The 20,858-nt window shown below is 56.4% G+C and carries 18 protein-coding genes and 1 other annotated feature; of the genes, 12 read left to right on the top strand and 6 right to left on the bottom strand.

Translation table 11 applies throughout. The features are described from left to right. Positions 1-342: 342 nt before the first annotated feature. The 6 genes from V7Q49_RS12185 (at position 343) to V7Q49_RS12160 (ending at position 6,577) form a co-directional block, all read left to right on the top strand. On the top strand, positions 343-1,029 hold the full coding sequence (locus V7Q49_RS12185) for a tRNA/rRNA methyltransferase (RefSeq protein WP_333851565.1): 687 nt from the start codon (positions 343-345) through the stop codon (positions 1,027-1,029). Positions 1,030-1,241: 212 nt separating this feature from the next. After that, positions 1,242-1,310 (top strand): thr operon leader peptide, encoded by a 69-nt coding sequence (gene thrL / locus V7Q49_RS12180; RefSeq protein ID WP_103181027.1) that lies wholly within the window; start codon positions 1,242-1,244, stop codon positions 1,308-1,310. Further along, positions 1,249-1,366: a sequence feature (Thr leader region), on the top strand. Its footprint overlaps the gene before it by 62 nt. 25 nt (positions 1,367-1,391) lie before the next feature. Then, positions 1,392-3,854 (top strand): bifunctional aspartate kinase/homoserine dehydrogenase I, encoded by a 2,463-nt coding sequence (thrA, locus tag V7Q49_RS12175; RefSeq protein WP_333851563.1) that lies wholly within the window; start codon positions 1,392-1,394, stop codon positions 3,852-3,854. A 1-nt stretch (position 3,855) separates the two neighbouring features. Further along, positions 3,856-4,785 carry a homoserine kinase gene (thrB, locus tag V7Q49_RS12170; protein ID WP_333851561.1) on the top strand — a complete coding sequence of 310 codons (930 nt, stop codon included), beginning with the start codon at positions 3,856-3,858 and terminating at the stop codon, positions 4,783-4,785. A gap of 3 nt (positions 4,786-4,788) precedes the next feature. Then, positions 4,789-6,075, top strand: coding sequence for a threonine synthase (gene thrC / locus V7Q49_RS12165; protein ID WP_333851559.1), 1,287 nt, complete (start codon positions 4,789-4,791; stop codon positions 6,073-6,075). Positions 6,076-6,289: 214 nt separating this feature from the next. Then, complete coding sequence (locus V7Q49_RS12160; RefSeq protein WP_333851557.1) at positions 6,290-6,577, top strand: DUF2502 domain-containing protein; 288 nt, start codon at positions 6,290-6,292, stop codon at positions 6,575-6,577. A gap of 30 nt (positions 6,578-6,607) precedes the next feature. Here V7Q49_RS12160 and yaaA read toward each other — a convergent pair whose 3' ends face one another. Both yaaA and V7Q49_RS12150 read right to left on the bottom strand, forming a co-directional pair. After that, a complete protein-coding gene (yaaA, locus tag V7Q49_RS12155; protein ID WP_333851555.1) occupies positions 6,608-7,381 on the bottom strand; it encodes a peroxide stress protein YaaA in 774 nt (257 codons plus the stop codon). 66 nt (positions 7,382-7,447) lie between these two features. Beyond that, positions 7,448-8,878: an alanine/glycine:cation symporter family protein gene (locus V7Q49_RS12150; RefSeq protein ID WP_333851553.1), complete on the bottom strand. Its 1,431-nt coding sequence runs from the start codon at positions 8,876-8,878 to the stop codon at positions 7,448-7,450. 261 nt (positions 8,879-9,139) lie between these two features. On the opposite strand from V7Q49_RS12150, the gene tal reads away from it, so the two are divergent. The 3 genes from tal (at position 9,140) to V7Q49_RS12135 (ending at position 12,204) form a co-directional block, all read left to right on the top strand. Continuing rightward, positions 9,140-10,093, top strand: coding sequence for a transaldolase (tal, locus tag V7Q49_RS12145; protein WP_333851551.1), 954 nt, complete (start codon positions 9,140-9,142; stop codon positions 10,091-10,093). 110 nt (positions 10,094-10,203) lie between these two features. Then, a complete protein-coding gene (gene mog, locus V7Q49_RS12140) occupies positions 10,204-10,791 on the top strand; it encodes a molybdopterin adenylyltransferase (protein ID WP_333851549.1) in 588 nt (195 codons plus the stop codon). A gap of 123 nt (positions 10,792-10,914) precedes the next feature. After that, on the top strand, positions 10,915-12,204 hold the full coding sequence (locus V7Q49_RS12135) for an MFS transporter (protein ID WP_333851547.1): 1,290 nt from the start codon (positions 10,915-10,917) through the stop codon (positions 12,202-12,204). A gap of 32 nt (positions 12,205-12,236) precedes the next feature. Here the strand turns inward: V7Q49_RS12135 and V7Q49_RS12130 are convergent, their stop codons facing one another. The 4 genes from V7Q49_RS12130 to satP all read right to left on the bottom strand — a co-directional run bounded on the left by V7Q49_RS12130 (position 12,237) and on the right by satP (position 16,062). After that, entirely contained in the window at positions 12,237-13,373 is a 1,137-nt protein-coding gene (locus V7Q49_RS12130) for an ABC transporter substrate-binding protein (RefSeq protein WP_333851545.1), read from the bottom strand. 18 nt (positions 13,374-13,391) lie between these two features. After that, entirely contained in the window at positions 13,392-14,168 is a 777-nt protein-coding gene (locus tag V7Q49_RS12125) for an ABC transporter ATP-binding protein (RefSeq protein ID WP_333851543.1), read from the bottom strand. Further along, a complete protein-coding gene (locus tag V7Q49_RS12120) occupies positions 14,165-15,238 on the bottom strand; it encodes a FecCD family ABC transporter permease (RefSeq protein ID WP_333851541.1) in 1,074 nt (357 codons plus the stop codon). Before V7Q49_RS12120 ends, V7Q49_RS12125 begins: the two co-directional genes overlap by 4 nt. A 254-nt stretch (positions 15,239-15,492) precedes the next feature. Continuing rightward, positions 15,493-16,062 (bottom strand): acetate uptake transporter, encoded by a 570-nt coding sequence (gene satP / locus V7Q49_RS12115; RefSeq protein ID WP_333851539.1) that lies wholly within the window; start codon positions 16,060-16,062, stop codon positions 15,493-15,495. Positions 16,063-16,357: 295 nt separating this feature from the next. Between satP and dnaK the strand changes: the two genes are divergently transcribed. The 3 genes from dnaK to nhaA all read left to right on the top strand — a co-directional run bounded on the left by dnaK (position 16,358) and on the right by nhaA (position 20,850). After that, positions 16,358-18,277, top strand: coding sequence for a molecular chaperone DnaK (dnaK, locus tag V7Q49_RS12110; RefSeq protein ID WP_333851537.1), 1,920 nt, complete (start codon positions 16,358-16,360; stop codon positions 18,275-18,277). Positions 18,278-18,363: 86 nt separating this feature from the next. After that, positions 18,364-19,500, top strand: a complete 1,137-nt coding sequence (dnaJ, locus tag V7Q49_RS12105) for a molecular chaperone DnaJ (protein WP_333851535.1) — start codon at positions 18,364-18,366, stop codon at positions 19,498-19,500. Between the two features lie 174 nt (positions 19,501-19,674). Then, a complete protein-coding gene (gene nhaA, locus V7Q49_RS12100) occupies positions 19,675-20,850 on the top strand; it encodes a Na+/H+ antiporter NhaA (RefSeq protein WP_333851533.1) in 1,176 nt (391 codons plus the stop codon). Positions 20,851-20,858: the final 8 nt, after the last annotated feature.

The following is a 20,858-nucleotide window of genomic DNA, read 5'->3' as shown; positions in this document are numbered from 1 at the left end:
TCAATTGTAGCACGTTAACAGTCTGATGAAATCATCGTAGCGGATTGGTAGCCTTTGTCACATTTTTTCAATAAACCAACCAGTTGCGTTCATTAATTAATAAACAAGGCGAATCCAATGTCAACACCCATCACCGGAAAGCATTATCATTATTAAACATAAGGATAAGTGCTATTCTTTAACATTATCGCGTAAAGTTCATTCATGAAATAGTTTAGCGATTTTAAATGGTAGTGAAACGCTATTTCGGTGATTTGTGTTGCAATTTTGTAAATTTGCGCTGCGTAATATGATGATGTCCATCACATTTTTGTCGGCTAACTGCCTAAAAAGAGAGCATAAATGCATTTGTCAATTGTACTGGTATCCCCCGCAAGAGCAGAAAACATCGGTGCCGCCGCACGGGCCATGAAGACCATGGGGTTTACCGATTTACGTATCGTTGCCAGTGACGCACATAACGAGCCGGCGGCACGGCGTGTGGCGCACGGCTCGGGAGATATTCTTGATAATTTAACCACTTACGAAACGCTCGCGGACGCGCTGCACGACATTTCGTTTACCGTCGCCACCACTGCCCGCGGCCGTTCGAAGTTCCATTACTACGCCACGCCGGCTGAACTGGTGCCGCTGATGGCAGAGAAAAGCCAGTGGATGCCGAAGATGGCACTGGTATTTGGCCGCGAAGATTCCGGCCTGACCAATGACGAACTGGCCCTGGCGGACGTGTTGACCGGCGTGCCAATGGTGGCAGATTATCCGTCGCTGAATTTGGGCCAGGCGGTCATGGTGTATTGCTATCAATTAGCCTCTCTGATGCAAATGCCGGTTGCCCCCGTAGCGCAAGTCGATGAAAACCAGCTTGCTGCTTTACGCGCGCGCACCGATCGTCTGCTGGAGTCGCTGGATGTCGCTGACGATCAAAAAATGGTGGAGTGGCTACAGCAGCGGTTGGGTCTGCTGGCGCAGCGAGACACGGCAATGTTGCACCGTTTGCTGCACGATATCGAAAAAAAGCTGACAGAGTAAACGTCCGTCATAGCTTTTAGTTATGGTTAAATATTCCAGATTATAGGTTGCATACGGCCCGATCCGGGCAGAAATAAAATCTCAGACAGCGAGACGTGACAGGGTCGGGAAAGGCGCTTAAATCAGAAATTCGTTGACTTAGCGGCACGTATGCTTTAACCAATAGAGGTAGACAGCACAGACAGATAATAATGACAGAGTACACAACATCCATGAAACGCATCAGCATCACCACCATTACCACAACCATCATCATTACCACAGGTAACGGTGCGGGCTGACGCGTACAGGAAAGAAAGAAAAAAGCCCGCACCTGAACAGTGCGGGCTTTTTTTTCGGCTAAAGATTACGAGGTAACAACCATGCGAGTGTTGAAGTTCGGCGGTACATCAGTGGCAAATGCAGAGCGATTTCTGCGTGTTGCCGACATCCTGGAGAGCAATGCCAGGCAGGGGCAGGTGGCGACGGTACTCTCTGCCCCGGCTAAAATTACCAACCACCTGGTGGCGATGATTGAAAAAACCATCGGTGGGCAGGATGCACTGGTGAACATCAGCGACGCAGAGCAGATCTTTGCCAACCTGTTGCAGGGCCTGGCGGATGCCCAACCCGGCTTTCCGCATGCCCAGCTGAAAGCCTTTGTTGAGCAAGAGTTTGCCCAGATTAAACACGTTCTGCATGGTATCAGCCTGTTGGGGCAGTGCCCGGACAGCATTAACGCGGCGCTGATCTGCCGCGGTGAAAAACTCTCAATCGCCATTATGGCGGGCCTGCTGGAAGCGCGTGGCCATAACGTCACCGTCATCGACCCCGTTGAAAAACTGCTCGCTGTTGGCCATTACCTCGAATCTACCGTAGATATTGCCGAATCTACCCGTCGCATTGCGGCAGGCAAAATTCCTGCCGACCATATGATCCTGATGGCGGGCTTCACCGCCGGGAATGAAAAAGGGGAGCTGGTGGTGCTGGGCCGTAACGGCTCCGACTACTCTGCCGCCGTGCTGGCCGCCTGTCTGCGTGCCGACTGTTGCGAAATCTGGACCGACGTCGACGGCGTGTATACCTGCGATCCGCGCCAGGTGCCGGATGCCCGCCTGCTGAAGTCGATGTCTTATCAGGAGGCGATGGAGCTCTCCTACTTCGGCGCCAAAGTGCTTCACCCTCGCACCATCGCCCCTATCGCTCAGTTCCAGATCCCCTGCCTGATTAAAAATACCGGCAATCCGCAGGCGCCAGGCACTCTGATTGGTGCCAGCGATGATGAAGACGGCCTGCCGGTTAAGGGTATCTCTAACCTCAATAACATGGCGATGTTCAACGTCTCCGGCCCGGGCATGAAAGGCATGGTGGGTATGGCGGCACGTGTCTTCGCCGCGATGTCGCGCAACGGCATCTCGGTGGTGCTGATTACCCAGTCCTCTTCTGAATACAGCATCAGCTTCTGCGTCCCGCAGGTGGACTGCCTGCGTGCCCGTCGGGCGCTGGAGGAGGAGTTCTACCTTGAGCTTAAAGAAGAGTTGCTGGAGCCAATCGCCATTCAGGAACATCTGGCGATTATCTCTGTAGTCGGTGACGGCATGCGCACCCTGCGCGGCATCTCGGCGAAATTCTTTGCCGCGCTGGCGCGGGCGAACATCAACATTGTCGCCATTGCTCAGGGCTCCTCAGAGCGCTCCATCTCCGTGGTGGTGAATAACGACGATGCCACCACCGGCGTGCGCGTCACCCATCAGATGCTGTTCAATACCGATCAGGTAATCGAAGTGTTCCTGATCGGCGTCGGCGGCGTGGGCGGCGCGTTACTCGAGCAGCTCAAGCGTCAGCAGGAGTGGCTCAAGAAGAAGCATATCGATCTGCGCGTCTGCGGCATCGCCAACTCCAGGGCGCTGTTAACCAACGTCCACGGCCTGAACCTGGAGAACTGGCAGGCAGAGCTGGCGGAGGCGAAAGATCCGTTTAATCTGGGCCGCCTGATCCGCCTGGTGAAAGAGTATCATCTGCTGAACCCGGTGATTGTCGACTGTACGTCGCACCAGGCGGTGGCCGATCAGTATGCCGACTTCCTGCGTGAAGGCTTTCACGTGGTTACGCCGAATAAAAAGGCCAACACCTCGTCGATGGATTACTACCATCAGATGCGCCACGCGGCGGCGAAATCCCGCCGTAAGTTCCTCTACGACACCAACGTTGGCGCAGGCCTGCCGGTGATCGAAAACCTGCAAAACCTGCTGAATGCTGGTGATGAACTGCAGCGTTTCTCCGGCATCCTGTCGGGCTCGCTCTCCTTTATCTTCGGCAAGCTGGAAGAAGGCATGAGCCTGTCGGAAGCGACCAAAGTGGCGCGCGAGCTGGGTTACACCGAGCCGGATCCGCGTGACGATCTCTCCGGCACGGACGTGGCGCGCAAGCTGCTGATCCTCGCCCGTGAAACGGGGCGTGAGCTGGAGCTGTCGGATATCGTGATCGAACCGGTACTGCCAGAAAGCTTTGACGACTCCGGTGACGTGGCGACCTTTATGGCGAATCTGCCGCAGCTGGACGACGCCTTCGCAGCCCGCGTGGCAAAAGCCCGTGATGAAGGGAAGGTATTGCGCTATGTTGGCAACATCGAAGAAGACGGCGTCTGCCGGGTGAAGATGGCGGCGGTAGACGGTAACGATCCGCTGTTCAAAGTGAAAAATGGCGAAAACGCCCTCGCGTTTTACAGCCACTATTATCAGCCACTGCCGTTGGTCCTTCGCGGCTATGGCGCAGGGAACGATGTGACGGCGGCGGGTGTGTTTGCCGATCTGCTGCGTACCCTGTCATGGAAGTTAGGAGTTTAACATGGTCAAAGTTTATGCCCCGGCTTCCAGCGCCAATATGAGCGTCGGGTTTGATGTGCTGGGCGCGGCGGTGACGCCGGTGGATGGTTCATCGCTGGGGGATACGGTCACGGTAGAGGCCGCAGACAGTTTTAGTCTGAGCAACGTCGGGCGTTTCGCCAGCAAGCTGCCGGCCGATCCGCGTGAGAATATCGTTTATCAGTGCTGGGAGCGTTTTTGTCAGGAGATCGGTAAAAACGTGCCGGTCGCCATGACCCTGGAAAAAAGCATGCCGATTGGCTCCGGGCTGGGCTCCAGCGCCTGTTCGGTGGTGGCCGCGCTGGTGGCGATGAACGAGCACTGCGGCAAGCCGCTGAATAACACCCGCCTGCTGGCCCTGATGGGCGAGCTGGAGGGGCGCATCTCCGGCAGTATTCATTATGATAACGTCGCCCCCTGTTTCCTGGGCGGCATGCAGCTGATGATCGAAGAGAACGGCATCATCAGCCAGCAGGTGCCAGGCTTTGATGAGTGGCTATGGGTACTGGCCTACCCGGGCATCAAAGTATCGACCGCCGAAGCGCGCGCTATTCTGCCGGCACAGTACCGCCGTCAGGACTGCATTGCGCACGGCCGTCATCTGGCGGGTTTTATTCATGCCTGTTATACCCGTCAGCCGCTGCTGGCGGCAAAACTGATGAAAGATGTTATCGCCGAGCCCTACCGCACCAAACTGCTGCCTGGCTTCAACGAAGCGCGCAGCGCGGCGCTGGATATCGGCGCTCTGGCCTGCGGCATTTCCGGTTCCGGTCCGACCCTGTTTGCCCTGTGCGACAAACCGGATACGGCGCAGCGGGTCGCGGAGTGGCTGGGGAAAAATTACCTGCAAAATCAGGAAGGCTTTGTTCATATTTGCCGTCTGGATACGGCCGGCGCACGCGTACTGGGATAAACAATGAAACTCTACAATCTTAAAGATCATAACGAGCAGGTGAGCTTTGCACAGGCCGTCACGCAGGGGCTGGGCAAAAACCAGGGGCTGTTCTTCCCGCACGATCTGCCGGAATTTGGTCTGACCGAAATCGACGAGATGCTGAAACAGGACTTCGTCACCCGCAGCACCAAAATCCTCTCCGCTTTTATCGGGGATGAAATCCCGCAGGAGCTGCTGGAAGAGCGCGTCCGCGCGGCCTTTGCTTTCCCGGCACCGGTAAGCCAGGTCGAGCCTGACGTCGGCTGTCTGGAGCTGTTCCACGGCCCGACGCTGGCGTTTAAAGATTTCGGCGGGCGCTTTATGGCGCAGATGCTGACTCACATCAGCGGTGACAAGCCGGTGACCATCCTGACCGCCACCTCCGGCGATACCGGTGCGGCCGTTGCGCATGCCTTCTACGGCCTGAAAAACGTGCGCGTGGTGATCCTCTATCCGCAGGGCAAAATCAGCCCGCTGCAGGAAAAACTGTTCTGTACCCTCGGGGGCAACATTGAAACCGTCGCCATCGACGGCGACTTCGATGCCTGCCAGGCGCTGGTTAAGCAGGCCTTCGACGATGAAGAGCTGAAGGTGGCGCTGGGTCTGAACTCCGCGAACTCCATCAACATCAGCCGCCTGCTGGCGCAGATTTGCTACTACTTCGAAGCGGTCGCCCAGCTGCCGCAGGAAGCGCGTAACCAGCTGGTGATCTCGGTCCCGAGCGGTAACTTTGGCGACCTGACTGCCGGCCTGCTGGCGAAGTCTCTGGGTCTCCCGGTGAAACGCTTTATCGCCGCCACCAACGCCAACGACACGGTGCCGCGCTTCCTCAAAGAAGGCAAATGGACGCCAAACACCACTCAGGCCACCCTGTCCAATGCGATGGATGTGTCACAGCCTAACAACTGGCCGCGTGTGGAAGAGCTGTTCCGCCGTAAAATCTGGCGTCTGAACGAGCTGGGCTATGCTGCGGTGACTGACGACACTACCAAAGAGACTATGCGTGAGCTGAAGCAGGTGGGTTACACCTCCGAGCCGCACGCGGCGGTGGCGTATCGTGCCCTGCGCGATCAGCTGAATCCGGGCGAGTACGGCCTGTTCCTCGGCACTGCCCATCCGGCGAAGTTTAAGGAGAGCGTGGACGAGATCCTCGGTGAGTCGCTGCCGCTGCCGAAAGAGCTGGCCGAGCGTGCCGATTTGCCGCTGCTGTCGCACAGCCTGCCGGCCGATTTTGCGGCGCTGCGTAAGTTGATGATGACCCGCGGTTAATGATTTGTGGTAGTACCGTAGGCCGGGTAAGGCGAAGCCGCCACCCGGCTTTTTTTATGGAGAAATTAAGGAGAAAAATAGCAGGGAAAAAGTAGAAATTCCCAATAAATGCGGTCACTTACAGAATAGGATTGCAGAGAATAACATCCTCCCCGTCCCTCAGATAATCTCCTCACATCGGCCCACAACGGGCAAGAGCAAGAAGGAGTACCCTATGTCTAAACTGAAACCTGTACTTATCGCACTTTCGCTGATGCTGGTGGCTCCGATGGCGGCGCAGGCCTCTGAAATCACCCTGGTACCGGCGGTCAAACTGCAAATTGGCGATCAGGATAAGCAAGGACACTACTGGGATGGCGGCCGCTGGCGCGACCATGACTGGTGGAAGTCTCATTACGAGTGGCGTGACAACCGCTGGCATCCGCATGGCGAGCATCATGATAATCGCCACGACGATCGTCATGACGATCACCGTCCTGGACCGGACCGGAAGCACCATTAAAATCACCCCGCCAATCGGCGGGGTTTTGCGTTACTGCTCGTGGCGCTTAAACACCAGCTCACCTTTCCCTGACGCTTCCTCGTCAAAGAAATAGCCTTCGCTGTTGAATGCCTTCAGCTGCTCTGGCTGCGTCAGACGGTTTTCAATGATGTAGCGGCTCATCAGCCCGCGCGCTTTTTTGGCGTAGAAGCTGATCACTTTGAACTTGCCGTTCTTCTCATCAAGGAACACCGGCTTAACGATCTCCGCGTTCAGTTTTTTCGGTTTCACCGATTTGTAGTATTCATCCGACGCCAGGTTGATCAGGACGTTATCGCCCTGCGCCTTTAGGGCATCGTTCAGCTTGTCGGTGATGGTCTCGCCCCAGAACTGATACAGATCTTTGCCTCTCGCGTTCTCCAGACGGATCCCCATCTCCAGACGGTAAGGTTGCATCAGGTCCAGCGGGCGCAACACGCCGTACAGGCCAGAGAGCATGCGTAAATGTTGTTGGGCAAAATCAAAGTCCGCTTCGCTGAGGGTTTCAGCCTGCAGGCCGGTATAAACGTCGCCTTTGAAAGCCAGAATCGCCTGGCGGGCGTTGGCTGGCGTGAAGTCCGGCTGCCAGTCGTGGAAGCGGGTGGCATTGAGATCCGCCAGCTTGTCGCTGATGCTCATCAGGCTGGCAATTTGCGGCGCCGAAAGCTTGCGCGCCTCGTGGATCAGCTGTTGCGAATGATCCAGCAGTTCGGGCTGGGTATAACGCTCGGTGGCGAGTGGGCTCTGGTAGTCGAGCGTTTTAGCAGGTGAAATCAGAATCAGCATATCCAGTCCTTGCAGGAGATTTAGTGCGATTTTACCAAAAAAACCGCCTCGATTGATCGATGGCTGTTATTGACGCGGCAAATCATCCCAGGCGCCTGGCGCAAGTTGCGCTTCAATCTCAGGATAACGCGAGACATCGAAAACAGGCTGGACGCCCAGTTTACGCTGGCGCAGGTAGTCCCGGGCAATCAGGGTCACCACAGGGGAGAGCAGCAGGATCGCCGTCAGGTTAGTGATCGCCATCAGCGCCATAATGATATCCGCCAGCTGCCACACCACCGGCAGGCTTAACAGGGATCCGAGCAGCACCATCAGCACCACGCCGCCCCGTAGCAGCCAGCGGGATTTCCGGGCGTCGGGGTGCAAAAAGATCAGGTTGTTTTCGGCATAGATGTAGTTCACCACGATGGAGCTGAAGGCGAACAAAATGATGATAAAGGCCACGAAATCGGCTCCCCAGCTCCCGGTCAGATTGACCAGCGCCTGCTGGACAAGCTGCACGCCTGCGGTGTCTGCCGGGAGATCTACCGGGCCTGCCAGCAGCACGATCATCGCACTGGCGGTGCAGATGATAATGGTATCCACGAAAACGCCGATCATCTGCACGATCCCCTGAGAGGCCGGGTGGGGGGGCCAGGAGGCAGCCGCCGCGGCGGCATTAGGGGTTGACCCCATGCCCGCTTCGTTGGAAAACATACCGCGCTGAAAACCGGCCGTCAGGGCCTGGCTCAGGGTATAGCCCAGCGCACCGGCGGCGGCTTCGCGCCAGCCAAACGCGCTTTTTACGATCAGGCTAAAGACCGCCGGGAGCTGGTCGGCATACCAGGCGCAGACCACCAGGCCGGCGATCACCCACAGCAGCGCCATCACGGGAACCATCCACTGCATCAGCCGGGCGACGCCTTTTATGCCGGTCACGATCGCCACCAGCGTGAAGAGGGCCATCACGCCGCCAGTAACCATTTCCGGGCAGTTGAAGGCGAAACGCAGCGCGTGGGCAACGGAGTGGGCCTGAACGGTATTGAAGATCAGACCGTAGGCAACCAGTAAGAAGAGAGAAAACAGCACGCCCATCCAGCGCATACCGAGGCCGCGGGCCATATACCAGGCCGGGCCGCCGCGAAACTGCCCCTGCTTATCCGCTTCTTTATACAGCTGGGCCAGCGAGCACTCGGCAAAGGAGGTCGCCATGCCGATAATGGCGGTCATCCACATCCAGAAGATGGCCCCCGGGCCGCCCGCCGAGATCGCCAGCGCCACTCCGGCCAAATTACCGCTGCCGACCCGGGCCGCCAGGCTGGTGCAGAGCGCCTGAAACGAGGTTAAACCGCCCGGCTGGGGGCTGAGGCTGTTTTTCAGATTAGTGCGCAGTTGGGGAATGGAGCGAAACTGAATAAAACCGCAGCGAAAAGTGAACCAGATACCTGCCGCAAACAGCAGGTAAATCATTACCGAACCCCACAAAATTTCATTAATAAACGACAGATAATCAGGCATTAACGTCCCTCTTGTTGATGCCAAAGTGCATAGGTAATCGCTACTAATGAGTGAGCAAACAGGTAATTAGCAGTCCGGAATTTTGCCAAGTCTATCACAGGATCCTTCAGCGCATTGTCTGCGGTTGCGCTGACCTTCCGTCGTGTTATCATCAGGGCAGACCGGTTACATCCCCCTAACAAGTAAACCTGTCATTTTTCCGTTTCTGGCATTCTGCTGGTAACGCGAATTATCCAGGGCAAGTTAAAGAGAAACACTATCATGACGGATAAATTAACCTCCCTTCGTCAGTTCACGACTGTTGTCGCTGACACCGGAGATATCGCGGCAATGAAGTTGTACCAGCCGCAGGATGCCACAACGAACCCTTCTCTGATCCTTAACGCCGCACAGATCCCTGAATACCGCAAACTGATCGATGACGCCGTTACCTGGGCGAAAAGCCAGAGCAGCGATCGCGCGCAGCAGGTAGTGGATGCTACCGACAAACTGGCTGTGAACATCGGTCTGGAAATCCTGAAGCTGGTTCCGGGCCGTATCTCTACCGAAGTGGATGCGCGTCTGTCCTACGACACCGAAGCGTCCATCGCCAAAGCCAAACGCCTGATCAAACTGTACAACGATGCTGGCATCAGCAACGACCGTATCCTGATCAAACTGGCTTCCACCTGGCAGGGCATCCGCGCTGCAGAACAGCTGGAAAAAGAAGGCATCAACTGTAACCTGACCCTGCTGTTCTCCTTCGCGCAGGCGCGTGCCTGTGCAGAAGCGGGCGTGTTCCTGATCTCTCCATTCGTGGGCCGTATTCTGGACTGGTACAAATCCAATACCGACAAGAAAGAGTACGCGGCGTCTGAAGATCCGGGCGTGGTTTCCGTTACCGAGATTTACGAGTACTACAAACAGCACGGTTACGAAACCGTGGTGATGGGCGCAAGCTTCCGTAACGTAGGCGAAATCCTGGAACTGGCTGGCTGTGACCGCCTGACCATCGCCCCTGCGCTGCTTAAAGAGCTGGCAGAAAGCGAAGGCGCGATCGAGCGTAAGCTGAGCTTCAGCGGCGAAGTAAAAGCCCGTCCTGAGCGCATCACGGAATCTGAATTCCTGTGGCAGCACAACCAGGATCCAATGGCGGTAGACAAACTGGCGGACGGTATCCGTAAGTTTGCGATCGACCAGGAAAAACTGGAAAAAATGATCGGCGATCTGCTGTAATCATTCCCGCGTGACCGGGCTCCCGGTCACGCTACTTCTCTTGTTCCCTGTCTGAATCTCCCCGCTGCGTGTATCATTCCCTCAATCTGTATTGTTTGAATGGAATGGATATGAATACCTTACGCATTGGCTTAGTTTCCGTCTCAGATCGCGCCTCCAGCGGTGTTTATGAAGATAAAGGCATTCCCGCGCTGGAAGCCTGGCTGGCTTCTGCCCTGACCACCCCTTTTGAAGTGCAAACCCGCTTGATCCCGGATGAACAGGCGATCATCGAGCAAACCTTGTGTGAACTGGTTGATGAAATGAGCTGCCACCTGGTGCTGACTACGGGCGGCACGGGGCCGGCACGTCGCGACGTGACGCCGGATGCGACCCTCGCCGTTGCCGATCGTGAAATGCCGGGCTTTGGCGAGCAGATGCGCCAGATCAGCCTGCACTTTGTGCCGACCGCGATCCTCTCCCGTCAGGTGGGGGTGATCCGCAAGCAGGCCCTGATTCTCAATTTACCTGGCCAGCCGAAGTCGATTAAGGAGACGCTGGAAGGGGTAAAAGAGGCTGACGGTAAGGTCGTGGTCGCGGGTATTTTTGCCAGTGTACCTTATTGTGTACAGCTGCTTGAAGGGCCTTACGTCGAAACAAATCCGCAGGTGGTAGCAGCTTTTCGCCCGAAAAGCGCGCGGCGTGAAACAATCTCCTGAAATTAACAATATTGTGACATAAGCTGTAACTATAGTAGCGGGCTAATTGATTTACGGTATAGTAATTTTTTCTTTACGATCGCTGTAAATATAACTCAACAATTCAGCCCATAATGGTTCGCTATGTCACATTACAACCGGCATCTCAATCGTCAGGACTATAAGACTCTCACGCTGGCCGCGCTCGGCGGCGCGCTGGAGTTTTATGACTTCATTATTTTCGTCTTTTTCGCGGCGGTGGTTGGGGCGCTGTTCTTCCCGGCTGACATCCCTGAATGGCTGCGTCAGGTGCAGACCTTTGGCATTTTTGCTGCCGGGTATCTGGCGCGCCCGCTGGGCGGCATCGTGATGGCCCACTTTGGCGATCTGGTCGGGCGCAAAAAGATGTTCACCCTCAGCATCCTGCTGATGGCCGTGCCGACCCTTGCGATTGGCCTGCTGCCGACCTATGCCTCAATGGGTATTATTGCTCCGGTTTTACTGCTGTTGATGCGGATCCTGCAGGGGGCGGCGATTGGCGGTGAAGTGCCTGGCGCCTGGGTGTTTGTGGCAGAACATGTTCCGGCCCGGCGGATCGGCATTGCCTGCGGGACGCTGACCGCAGGACTGACGGTCGGCATTCTGCTGGGCTCCGTGGTAGCGACGCTGGTGAACACCAGCATGACCCAACAGGCGGTACACGACTGGGGCTGGCGTATTCCGTTCCTGCTGGGCGGCGCCTTTGGTCTGGTGGCGATGTATCTGCGCCGCTGGCTGCAGGAGACGCCGGTCTTCCTCGAGATGCAGCAGCGCAAGGCGCTGGTGCAGGAGCTGCCGGTCAAAGCGGTGGTGGTGCGGCATCGGAAAGCGGTGGTCGTGTCGATGCTGCTGACCTGGCTGCTGTCGGCGGGCATCGTGGTGGTGATTCTCATGTCGCCGGTCTGGCTGCAAAAGCAGTACGGCTTTGCTCCAGCGGTGACGCTGCAGGCCAACAGCATCGCGACCATTATGCTGTGCTTTGGCTGTCTGATTGCCGGGCTGGCGGTGGATCGTATCGGTTCCAGCCTGACCTTTATTATCGGCAGCCTGCTGCTGGCCGGCGCGAGCTGGGCATTCTATCACCTGGCAGGCAGCCATCCTGAGCAGCTGTTCCTGCTGTACGGTATGGTTGGGCTCTGCGTCGGCGTCGTGGGAGCTGTACCTTACGTGATGGTGCGGGCCTTCCCGCCGGAAGTACGCTTCACCGGGATCTCCTTCTCGTATAACGTCTCGTACGCCATCTTCGGCGGGCTGACGCCGATTGCCGTCACCCTGCTGATGGGCGTGTCGCCAATGGCTCCCGCCTGGTACGTGCTGGCGCTCTCACTGATGGGCCTGGCGTTAGGCATCTGGCTGCGCCAGAAGCCCGTAGAAGCACCGGTCCTCGCCGGATAATGACAAGGCCGGGCATTGTGCCCGGCCTTTTGTTAGTGCGAAGGGGTATAGCTGAGGATGATGTTGTCATCCGGGATCCGGGTGAAGTCTTTGATAATGGCGTGATAGTCAGCCAGCGGATCCACATCCTTAAACAGCGTCGGGTAGAAGATTTTGCTCAGCGTCTCAATGGCTACGATGTTGTAAGGGTTGTTATAGAAGTGGTGATAGAGCGCGCCGGTGTGGCCTTGCGCGACCGCCGGAATGCTGGCGACGCCCTGACGCGCCAGCAGAGCGTTAAAGGCTGCGCTGACATCGCCTGCCGGGACGTTATAGCCAAACGGGATAATCGCCGTACCTTTGCCCGGACGTTTTGAGCCGGTCATCAGGTAGTAATCCGGGTTCAGGGAGATAATCTTCTCCACTGCGATATTCCCGGTTGCCCCTGGCAGCAGCTGCGAACCGATGTTGGTCCCGCCTGCGGCTTCTACCAGCCCGCCCCAGCCGTTACGCGCATGGGTGAAGCAGCAGCCGTTATCCAGCCCGCCGACGCCGGCAATAGGTTCGATAAAGACCAGCGGTTTTTTGCTGGCCGTAGCCAGACGCTGGTGGATCTTATCCAGACGCTGCTGATAGAAATCGATATAGGCCTGCGCACGGTCGGTTTGTCCCATCACCTTACCCAGCAGGGCAATACTCGGCAGGGTGTTTTCTACCGGGCGCAGCTCATAGTCAACGAACACCACCGGAATGTGCAGGGCTTCAAGCTTCGCCAGCACGCCGGTCTGTACCAGCGACGGCTTAGCGCGCAGCTGGGCAATCATCAGGTCGGGCTGGCGGGAGATCACCGTTTCGAGATCGACATTTCCCTGGTCGGAAAACTTCATGTCGAGGATTTTCTCCGCTTCCGGCCATTTACGCTTCAGCACGTTCCAGGTTTCAGTATCCTGTTTTTTCGGCAGGTTATTCCAGGCTACCACTCTGGAGAACGGGTTATCGCGCTCGAGCAGGGCCAGGGCAAAGATGTCGCGTCCGTCCTGCAAGATAATGCGCTGCGGTTCGTGTTCAACGGTGACCGTGCGGTTATCGAGATCTTTTACCGTCACCGGCCAGCTCTGCGCCTGGGCGAGTAAAGGTGAAAGTAACAGTGCCAGGCCGCCAGCGGCGGCAATGAGTTTTTTCAGCGTCATGTTTTCCCCGTCTTCTTCTTATGGTGTTAACCCGTCGACCACCACATGCGGCAGCCCACGGGAACAGTATTCAACCCGGCCATCCACGCCGTACACCGTCGCCAGATTGGCAGGGGTGACAACCTTACCCGGCAGGCCGCAGGCAATCAGCTCGCCGCCTTTCAGCATCAGGGCAAAATTGGCATGGCGCAGGGCAATGTTGATGTCGTGGATCACCACAACGGTGACGATATTGCGCAGCCGCGTTTCGCGGGCCACGATATCCATCACATGAAACTGGTAGTTGAGGTCGAGGGCGCTTAAGGGTTCATCCAGCAACAGCAGATCCGGTTCGCGGATGAGGGACTGGGCCAGGCCAATCAGCTGTTTTTGCCCGCCGGAGAGCTGGTCGAGAAAGCTCATTGCCAGGTGGGCGACGCCCAGTTTTTCGAGGATGGAATACGCTTCCTGCTCCACGTTAAGACCAGCAGGGCTGCCGCTGGCCCGGCGGGCGACGATGACCGATTCCAGCGCATGCAGATGCACCCCCTGCGGCAGGGATTGCGGCAGATAAACCACTTTTTGCGCCCGTTTTGCCGGGGACAGGGTCATCAGATCGTCGCCGTTGAGCTGCAACTCTCCCTGAGCGGGATTGAGGTCAGCCAGGGCGCGTAGCAGGGTAGATTTGCCCGAGCCGTTGGGGCCCAGCAGGGCGGTGATCTGCCCGCGAGGCAGCAGGGGGGTATTCAGCCCACTAATAATCTTTTTCTTGCGATAGCCGGTGTGCAGATCGCAGACGCGCAGGCCGTCGGTCATACGTTCCCCCGGTTGCGAATAATGATGCTGAGGAAGAAGGGCACACCCACCAGCGAAGTGACGATGCCCACGGGAATAATGACGCCGGGAACGATGTTCTTGGAAAATACCGAGGCCAGCGAGAGCACCAGCGCGCCAATCAGCATGCTGCCGGGCAGATAAAACCGGTGATCCTCGCCAAACATCATGCGCGAAATATGCGGTGCCACCAGGCCGATAAAGCCGACCGGGCCAACAAAGGCGACCGTCAGAGCCGAGATAATGCTGATGCGTAACAACGTCGCCAGGCGCAGCTTTTTCACGTTGATGCCAAAGCTGACGGCACGATCTTCACCCAGACGCAGCGCCGTCAATTTCCAGGCGTTCTTCAACGACAGCGGCACGATAATCAGCAGCGCCACGGCCAGGATCGCCAGCTTATCCCACGAGGCTCTCGCCAGGCTGCCCATCGTCCAGAAGACCAGCCCCTGCAGGGTATCTTCGCTGGCAACAAACTGCAGGATGGAAATCAGCGCGTTAAAGGTAAAGACCAGGGCGATACCAAACAGCACCACGCCGGAGGTCGCGACGCGGGTCCAGCGGCTGATGCCATCCAGAATAAAGCAGGCCAGCAGCGCAAAGACAAAGGCATTTGCCGGAATGAACCACTTATCGGCAATGCCGGGGATACCTAAACCAAGCACAATCGCCAGTGCGGCACCGAAGGAGGCGGCAGACGACACGCCCAGCGTAAACGGACTGGCGAGCGGGTTATTGAGGATGGTCTGCATCTCGGCCCCGGCCAGCCCCAGCGCCATGCCGACGGCAACGGCCATCAGGGCGAACGGTAGCCGCAGCTCCCAGACGATCACCCGTGTCCCGGCATCGGCCGCGGCGGCGTTGACTAAGGTGTGCCAGAGGGTAGAAACTGAGATGCCTGACGGGCCGAGCGTGAAGTCGAGGATCAGGGAGCAAATAATAAAGAAGAACAGCACCCCTGCCAGGGCAAAGCGCCGGACGAGAACCTTACGGTAATGGGACGCGATAGTGGATTCGCCAGTTTGATCGCTGGCGGCAAGGCTGGAATTCATCAGTTAACCTTATGCAACACAACAGAATCGTTTCATCCCCTTGCGTTCCATGTCGGGTGCTACCTGATATCCATTATCCGGGATGCGCCGGGTCACACTAATCTCAATGATAATGCTTATCAATTGAATCAGATGATTATTGCCATCCCGTTTATTAATCGTTTCTGTTGTGGCGGAAAATTGACCGGGTTTAAACGAGAAGGGGCATTCACAGGGGAGGTGATTTCGTGCCCGCAGGGCGGGCACGAAGGGGATTAGTGTTTTTCACCAATCGGCAGAACGGTACGACCAAACTGCTCGTTCAGCACTTCACCCATCGCCAGGTAGATGGCGCTGGCGCCGCAGACCAGGCCAATCCAGCCCGCCACGTGAATAATGGACTCACCGTTATCCACCAGGTGGCCTACGCACAGCAGGGCGAACAGTACGGTCAGGCTCAGAAACACGAACTGCAACGCACGGTTACCCACCAGGGTGCCGAAGAACATGAACAGCGTGAAGACGCCCCACAGGCCCAGATAGACGCCCAGGAACGGTGTGTTCGCCGCATCGGCCAGACCCATTTTCGGCATCAGCAGAATGGCGACCAGGGTCAGCCAGAAAGAGCCGTAAGAGGTAAATGCGGTTAAACCGAAGGTATTGCCTTTCTTATATTCCAGCAGGCCCGCGAAGATCTGTGCGATACCGCCGTAAAAAATGCCCATCGCCAGGATAACGCCATCCATCGGGAACATCCCGATATTGTGCAGGTTCAGCAGAATGGTGGTCATGCCAAAACCCATCAGGCCCAGCGGAGCCGGATTAGCCAACTTAGTGTTGCCCATAAGTCCTCAAAAAATCATCATTAATATGGTGAAATGGTTAATCCCACGCCAATTCTCCCTGGCGGGGCGCGGCATCATAATGGGCGCCATCAACGCCGTCTATGATCTAATCAGGGTGAAATTAAAAATTTTTTTATCCTTCCCCCTTGATGGATGCCGTTGCGACCCCATCTAGTAGTCAACCGCAGTGTGTGGACCTGAAAAAATTCAAATCTGGACAGTTGAAAAAGCACCTTCTGCCCTTATTACAGGTACACAACCACATGTTGACTGAATTTTTAGTGGAGACGTTTAGATGGGTAAAATTATTGGTATCGACCTGGGTACTACCAACTCTTGTGTAGCGATTATGGATGGCACTACTGCACGTGTGCTGGAGAACGCCGAGGGCGATCGCACCACGCCTTCTATCATTGCTTATACCCAGGATGGTGAAACTCTGGTTGGTCAGCCGGCTAAACGTCAGGCAGTGACAAACCCGCAAAACACCCTGTTTGCGATCAAACGCCTGATTGGCCGTCGCTTCCAGGACGAAGAAGTTCAGCGTGATGAAGCCATCATGCCGTACAAAATCATCGGCGCTGACAACGGCGACGCATGGATTGACGTTAAAGGTCAGAAAATGGCACCGCCGCAGATCTCTGCTGAAGTGCTGAAGAAAATGAAGAAAACGGCTGAAGATTACCTGGGTGAGCCGGTAACTGAAGCGGTTATCACCGTTCCTGCATACTTCAACGATGCTCAGCGTCAGGCAACCAAAGACGCCGGCCGTATCGCGGGTCTGGAAGTCAAACGTATCATCAACGAACCAACCGCAGCGGCACTGGCTTACGGTCTGGATAAAGAAGTCGGTAACCGTACTATCGCGGTTTACGACCTCGGTGGCGGTACTTTCGATATCTCTATTATCGAAATCGACGAAGTTGACGGCGAAAAAACCTTCGAAGTTCTGGCGACCAACGGTGATACCCACCTGGGTGGTGAAGACTTCGACAGCCGTATGATCAACTACCTCGTTGACGAATTTAAGAAAGATCAGGGCATTGACCTGCGTAACGACCCGCTGGCCATGCAGCGCCTGAAAGAAGCCGCAGAGAAAGCGAAAATTGAACTTTCTTCTGCGCAGCAGACCGACGTGAACCTGCCGTACATCACTGCAGACGCGACCGGTCCAAAACACATGAACATCAAAGTGACCCGTGCGAAACTGGAAAGCCTGGTTGAAGACCTGGTTAACCGTTCCATCGAGCCGCTGAAAGTTGCTCTGCAGGATGCGGGTCTGTCCGTCTCCGAAATCCAGGACGTTATCCTGGTCGGTGGTCAGACACGTATGCCAATGGTTCAGAAGAAAGTGGCTGAATTCTTTGGTAAAGAGCCACGTAAAGACGTTAACCCGGACGAAGCCGTTGCTATCGGTGCTGCCGTTCAGGGTGGCGTGCTGACCGGTGAAGTGAAAGACGTACTGCTGCTGGACGTTACCCCGCTGTCTCTGGGTATCGAAACCATGGGCGGTGTGATGACGGCGCTGATCGCCAAAAACACCACCATCCCAACCAAGCACAGCCAGGTGTTCTCTACCGCTGAAGACAACCAGTCTGCGGTAACCATCCATGTGCTGCAGGGTGAGCGTAAACGTGCCGCAGATAACAAAGATCTGGGTCAGTTTAACCTCGATGGTATCAGCCCGGCACCGCGCGGTATGCCACAGATCGAAGTCACCTTCGACATCGATGCTGACGGTATTCTGCACGTTTCCGCGAAGGACAAAAACAGCGGTAAAGAGCAGAAGATCACCATCAAGGCCTCTTCCGGTCTGAACGAAGAAGAGATCCAGAAAATGGTTCGCGAAGCGGAAGCTAACGCCGAGTCTGACCGTAAGTTCGAAGAGCTGGTTCAGACTCGTAACCAGGGTGACCATCTGCTGCACAGCACCCGTAAGCAGGTTGAAGAAGCCGGTGACAAACTGCCAGCTGACGACAAAACCGCTATCGAGTCTGCACTGAGCGCGCTGGAAGCGTCCCTGAAAGGCGAAGACAAAGCGGATATCGAAGCGAAAATGCAGGCGCTGGCGCAGGTTTCCGAGAAGCTGATGGAGATCGCACAGCAGCAGCACGCACAGCAGCAGGCTGGCGCGGGTGCTGATGCTTCAGCAAACAACGCGAAAGATGACGATGTTGTCGACGCAGAGTTTGAAGAAGTGAAAGACAAAAAATAATCGCCCTTTGAACGGGTAATACACTGGCACGGGCGAAGAGGTTTCCTCTCCGCCCGTGCACGCATGTTAGGGGCAGATAAAATAAGATGGCTAAGCAAGACTATTACGAGATTTTAGGCGTTTCCAAAACAGCGGAAGAGCGTGAAATCAAAAAGGCGTATAAGCGCCTGGCCATGAAATTTCACCCGGACCGCAATCAGGGTGACAAAGAGGCCGAAGCCAAGTTTAAAGAGATCAAAGAAGCCTACGAAATCCTGACCGATGCCCAGAAACGCGCGGCATACGATCAGTATGGTCATGCTGCGTTTGAACAGGGCGGCATGGGCGGCGGCGGTGGATTTGGTGGCGGCGGCGCAGATTTCAGCGATATTTTTGGTGACGTCTTTGGCGACATCTTTGGCGGCGGTCGCGGCCGTCAGCGCGCGGCTCGTGGCGCAGACCTGCGTTACAACATGGAGCTGTCGCTGGAAGAGGCCGTACGCGGCGTAACGAAAGAGATCCGCATTCCGACCCTGGAAGAGTGCGATATCTGCCACGGCAGCGGCGCGAAAGTAGGCACCAAGCCGCAGACCTGTCCAACCTGTCACGGTTCCGGCCAGGTGCAGATGCGTCAGGGCTTCTTTGCGGTGCAGCAGAGCTGTCCGCACTGTCAGGGCCGCGGTACGCTGATCAAGGATCCGTGCAACAAGTGCCACGGTCATGGTCGCATTGAGAAGACCAAAACCCTGTCCGTTAAAATTCCGGCAGGCGTAGATACCGGCGATCGTATTCGTCTGTCTGGCGAAGGCGAAGCGGGTGAGCATGGCGCACCGGCAGGCGATCTGTACGTTCAGGTACAGGTGAAGCAGCATGCCATTTTCGAACGTGAAGGCAATAACCTGTACTGCGAAGTGCCGATCAACTTTGCGATGGCGGCGATGGGCGGCGAAATCGAAGTACCAACTCTCGATGGTCGCGTAAACCTGAAAGTGCCTGGCGAAACCCAGACCGGCAAGCTGTTCCGCATGCGCGGTAAAGGCGTGAAATCGGTGCGCGGTGGCGCGCAGGGCGATCTGCTGTGTCGCGTGGTGGTTGAAACCCCGGTTGGCCTGAATGAAAAACAGAAGCAGCTGCTGCGAGAGTTGCAGGAGAGCTTTGGCGGCCCAACGGGTGAAAACAATAGCCCGCGCTCCAAAAGCTTCTTTGATGGTGTGAAAAAATTCTTTGACGATTTGACTCGCTAATCGGTGAGCTGACGTTATTCTCAAAGCCCGGAAGCGATTCCGGGCTTTTTTTATGGCAGAAAAAAATAGCTCGGGAAAAGCGAGTGCATAGCCAATATTAACCTGCTTTTACCGATGAATATCCGCGAGTATGATGGTTTTAACGAGGGATTGTCGTAAAGAGAGAGAGTAAAAGTGAAATATCTACACCGTTTTTTCCAGAATGAGGCCTCCGGGGGCATCATTCTTATTCTGGCCGCAGCGCTTGCCATGCTGCTGGCTAACCTGGGCGTTACCCGTGACCTGTATCATGCTTTTCTGGAAACACCCGTTGAGCTTCGCGTCGGCGTGCTGGAAATCAACAAGAACATGCTCCTGTGGATCAACGATGCGCTGATGGCGGTCTTTTTCCTGCTGGTGGGGCTGGAGGTTAAGCGTGAGCTGGTACAGGGCTCACTGGCCAGCCGTCAGCGCGCGGCGTTGCCGGTGATTGCCGCCATCGGCGGGATGGTCGTTCCGGCGCTGATCTACCTGGCGTTTAACTATCAGGATCCTGTTGCCCGCCACGGCTGGGCGATCCCGGCCGCAACGGACATCGCCTTTGCGCTGGGCGTTCTGGCGCTGCTGGGCAACCGCGTGCCGATGGCGCTTAAAATCTTCCTGATGGCGCTGGCGATCATCGATGACCTGGGCGCGATTATCATTATTGCCCTGTTCTACACCAGCGAGCTGTCGGTGTTGTCGCTGGGCGTCGCGGCGGCGGCTATTGCGGCGCTGGCGCTGCTGAATATCTGCAATGTCCGTCGGATCGGTATCTATGTGCTGGTGGGCATGGTGCTGTGGACGGCGGTACTGAAATCAGGCGTGCATGCCACCCTGGCCGGGGTGATTATCGGCTTCTTTATCCCGCTGAAGTCGCAGGAGGGTAAATCCCCGGCGAAACAGTTAGAGCATGTCCTGCACCCGTGGGTCGCCTTTATGATCCTGCCGCTGTTTGCCTTCGCAAATGCGGGCGTCTCCCTTGAGGGCGTGACCTTCGGTGGGCTGACGTCGATGCTGCCGCTGGGGATCATCGCCGGGCTGTTTATCGGCAAGCCGTTGGGGATCAGCCTCTTCTGCTGGCTGGCGCTGAAGCTGAAGCTGGCCTCGTTGCCGCACGGAACCACCTGTCGGCAAATCATGGCCGTTGGCGTGCTGTGCGGGATCGGCTTTACGATGTCGATCTTTATCTCGACGCTGGCGTTTGGCCCGCATGCCCCGGAGCTTATCGTCTGGGCTAAACTGGGTATTCTGACCGGGTCGCTGCTGGCGGCGTTTATCGGCTATGCCTTACTGAAAATGAAATTGTCGGGGCAGGTGCATCCGGCGTAACGGAACGT

This window comes from Leclercia sp. (assembly GCF_036780805.1).
In the GTDB taxonomy this organism is placed as follows: Bacteria; Pseudomonadota; Gammaproteobacteria; order Enterobacterales; family Enterobacteriaceae; genus Enterobacter.
This window is presented reverse-complemented; position numbering and strand designations above follow the sequence as displayed.

Excerpts from the sequence above, each read along its gene's own strand:
- V7Q49_RS12185 (WP_333851565.1), top strand. The coding sequence starts at position 343 with ATGCATTTGTCAATTGTACTGGTATCCCCCGCAAGAGCAGAAAACATC.
- thrA (WP_333851563.1), top strand. The coding sequence starts at position 1,392 with ATGCGAGTGTTGAAGTTCGGCGGTACATCAGTGGCAAATGCAGAGCGA.
- thrB (WP_333851561.1), top strand. The coding sequence starts at position 3,856 with ATGGTCAAAGTTTATGCCCCGGCTTCCAGCGCCAATATGAGCGTCGGG.
- thrC (WP_333851559.1), top strand. The coding sequence starts at position 4,789 with ATGAAACTCTACAATCTTAAAGATCATAACGAGCAGGTGAGCTTTGCA.
- V7Q49_RS12160 (WP_333851557.1), top strand. The coding sequence starts at position 6,290 with ATGTCTAAACTGAAACCTGTACTTATCGCACTTTCGCTGATGCTGGTG.
- yaaA (WP_333851555.1), bottom strand. The coding sequence starts at position 7,381 with ATGCTGATTCTGATTTCACCTGCTAAAACGCTCGACTACCAGAGCCCA.
- V7Q49_RS12150 (WP_333851553.1), bottom strand. The coding sequence starts at position 8,878 with ATGCCTGATTATCTGTCGTTTATTAATGAAATTTTGTGGGGTTCGGTA.
- tal (WP_333851551.1), top strand. The coding sequence starts at position 9,140 with ATGACGGATAAATTAACCTCCCTTCGTCAGTTCACGACTGTTGTCGCT.
- mog (WP_333851549.1), top strand. The coding sequence starts at position 10,204 with ATGAATACCTTACGCATTGGCTTAGTTTCCGTCTCAGATCGCGCCTCC.
- V7Q49_RS12135 (WP_333851547.1), top strand. The coding sequence starts at position 10,915 with ATGTCACATTACAACCGGCATCTCAATCGTCAGGACTATAAGACTCTC.
- V7Q49_RS12130 (WP_333851545.1), bottom strand. The coding sequence starts at position 13,373 with ATGACGCTGAAAAAACTCATTGCCGCCGCTGGCGGCCTGGCACTGTTA.
- V7Q49_RS12125 (WP_333851543.1), bottom strand. The coding sequence starts at position 14,168 with ATGACCGACGGCCTGCGCGTCTGCGATCTGCACACCGGCTATCGCAAG.
- V7Q49_RS12120 (WP_333851541.1), bottom strand. The coding sequence starts at position 15,238 with ATGAATTCCAGCCTTGCCGCCAGCGATCAAACTGGCGAATCCACTATC.
- satP (WP_333851539.1), bottom strand. The coding sequence starts at position 16,062 with ATGGGCAACACTAAGTTGGCTAATCCGGCTCCGCTGGGCCTGATGGGT.
- dnaK (WP_333851537.1), top strand. The coding sequence starts at position 16,358 with ATGGGTAAAATTATTGGTATCGACCTGGGTACTACCAACTCTTGTGTA.
- dnaJ (WP_333851535.1), top strand. The coding sequence starts at position 18,364 with ATGGCTAAGCAAGACTATTACGAGATTTTAGGCGTTTCCAAAACAGCG.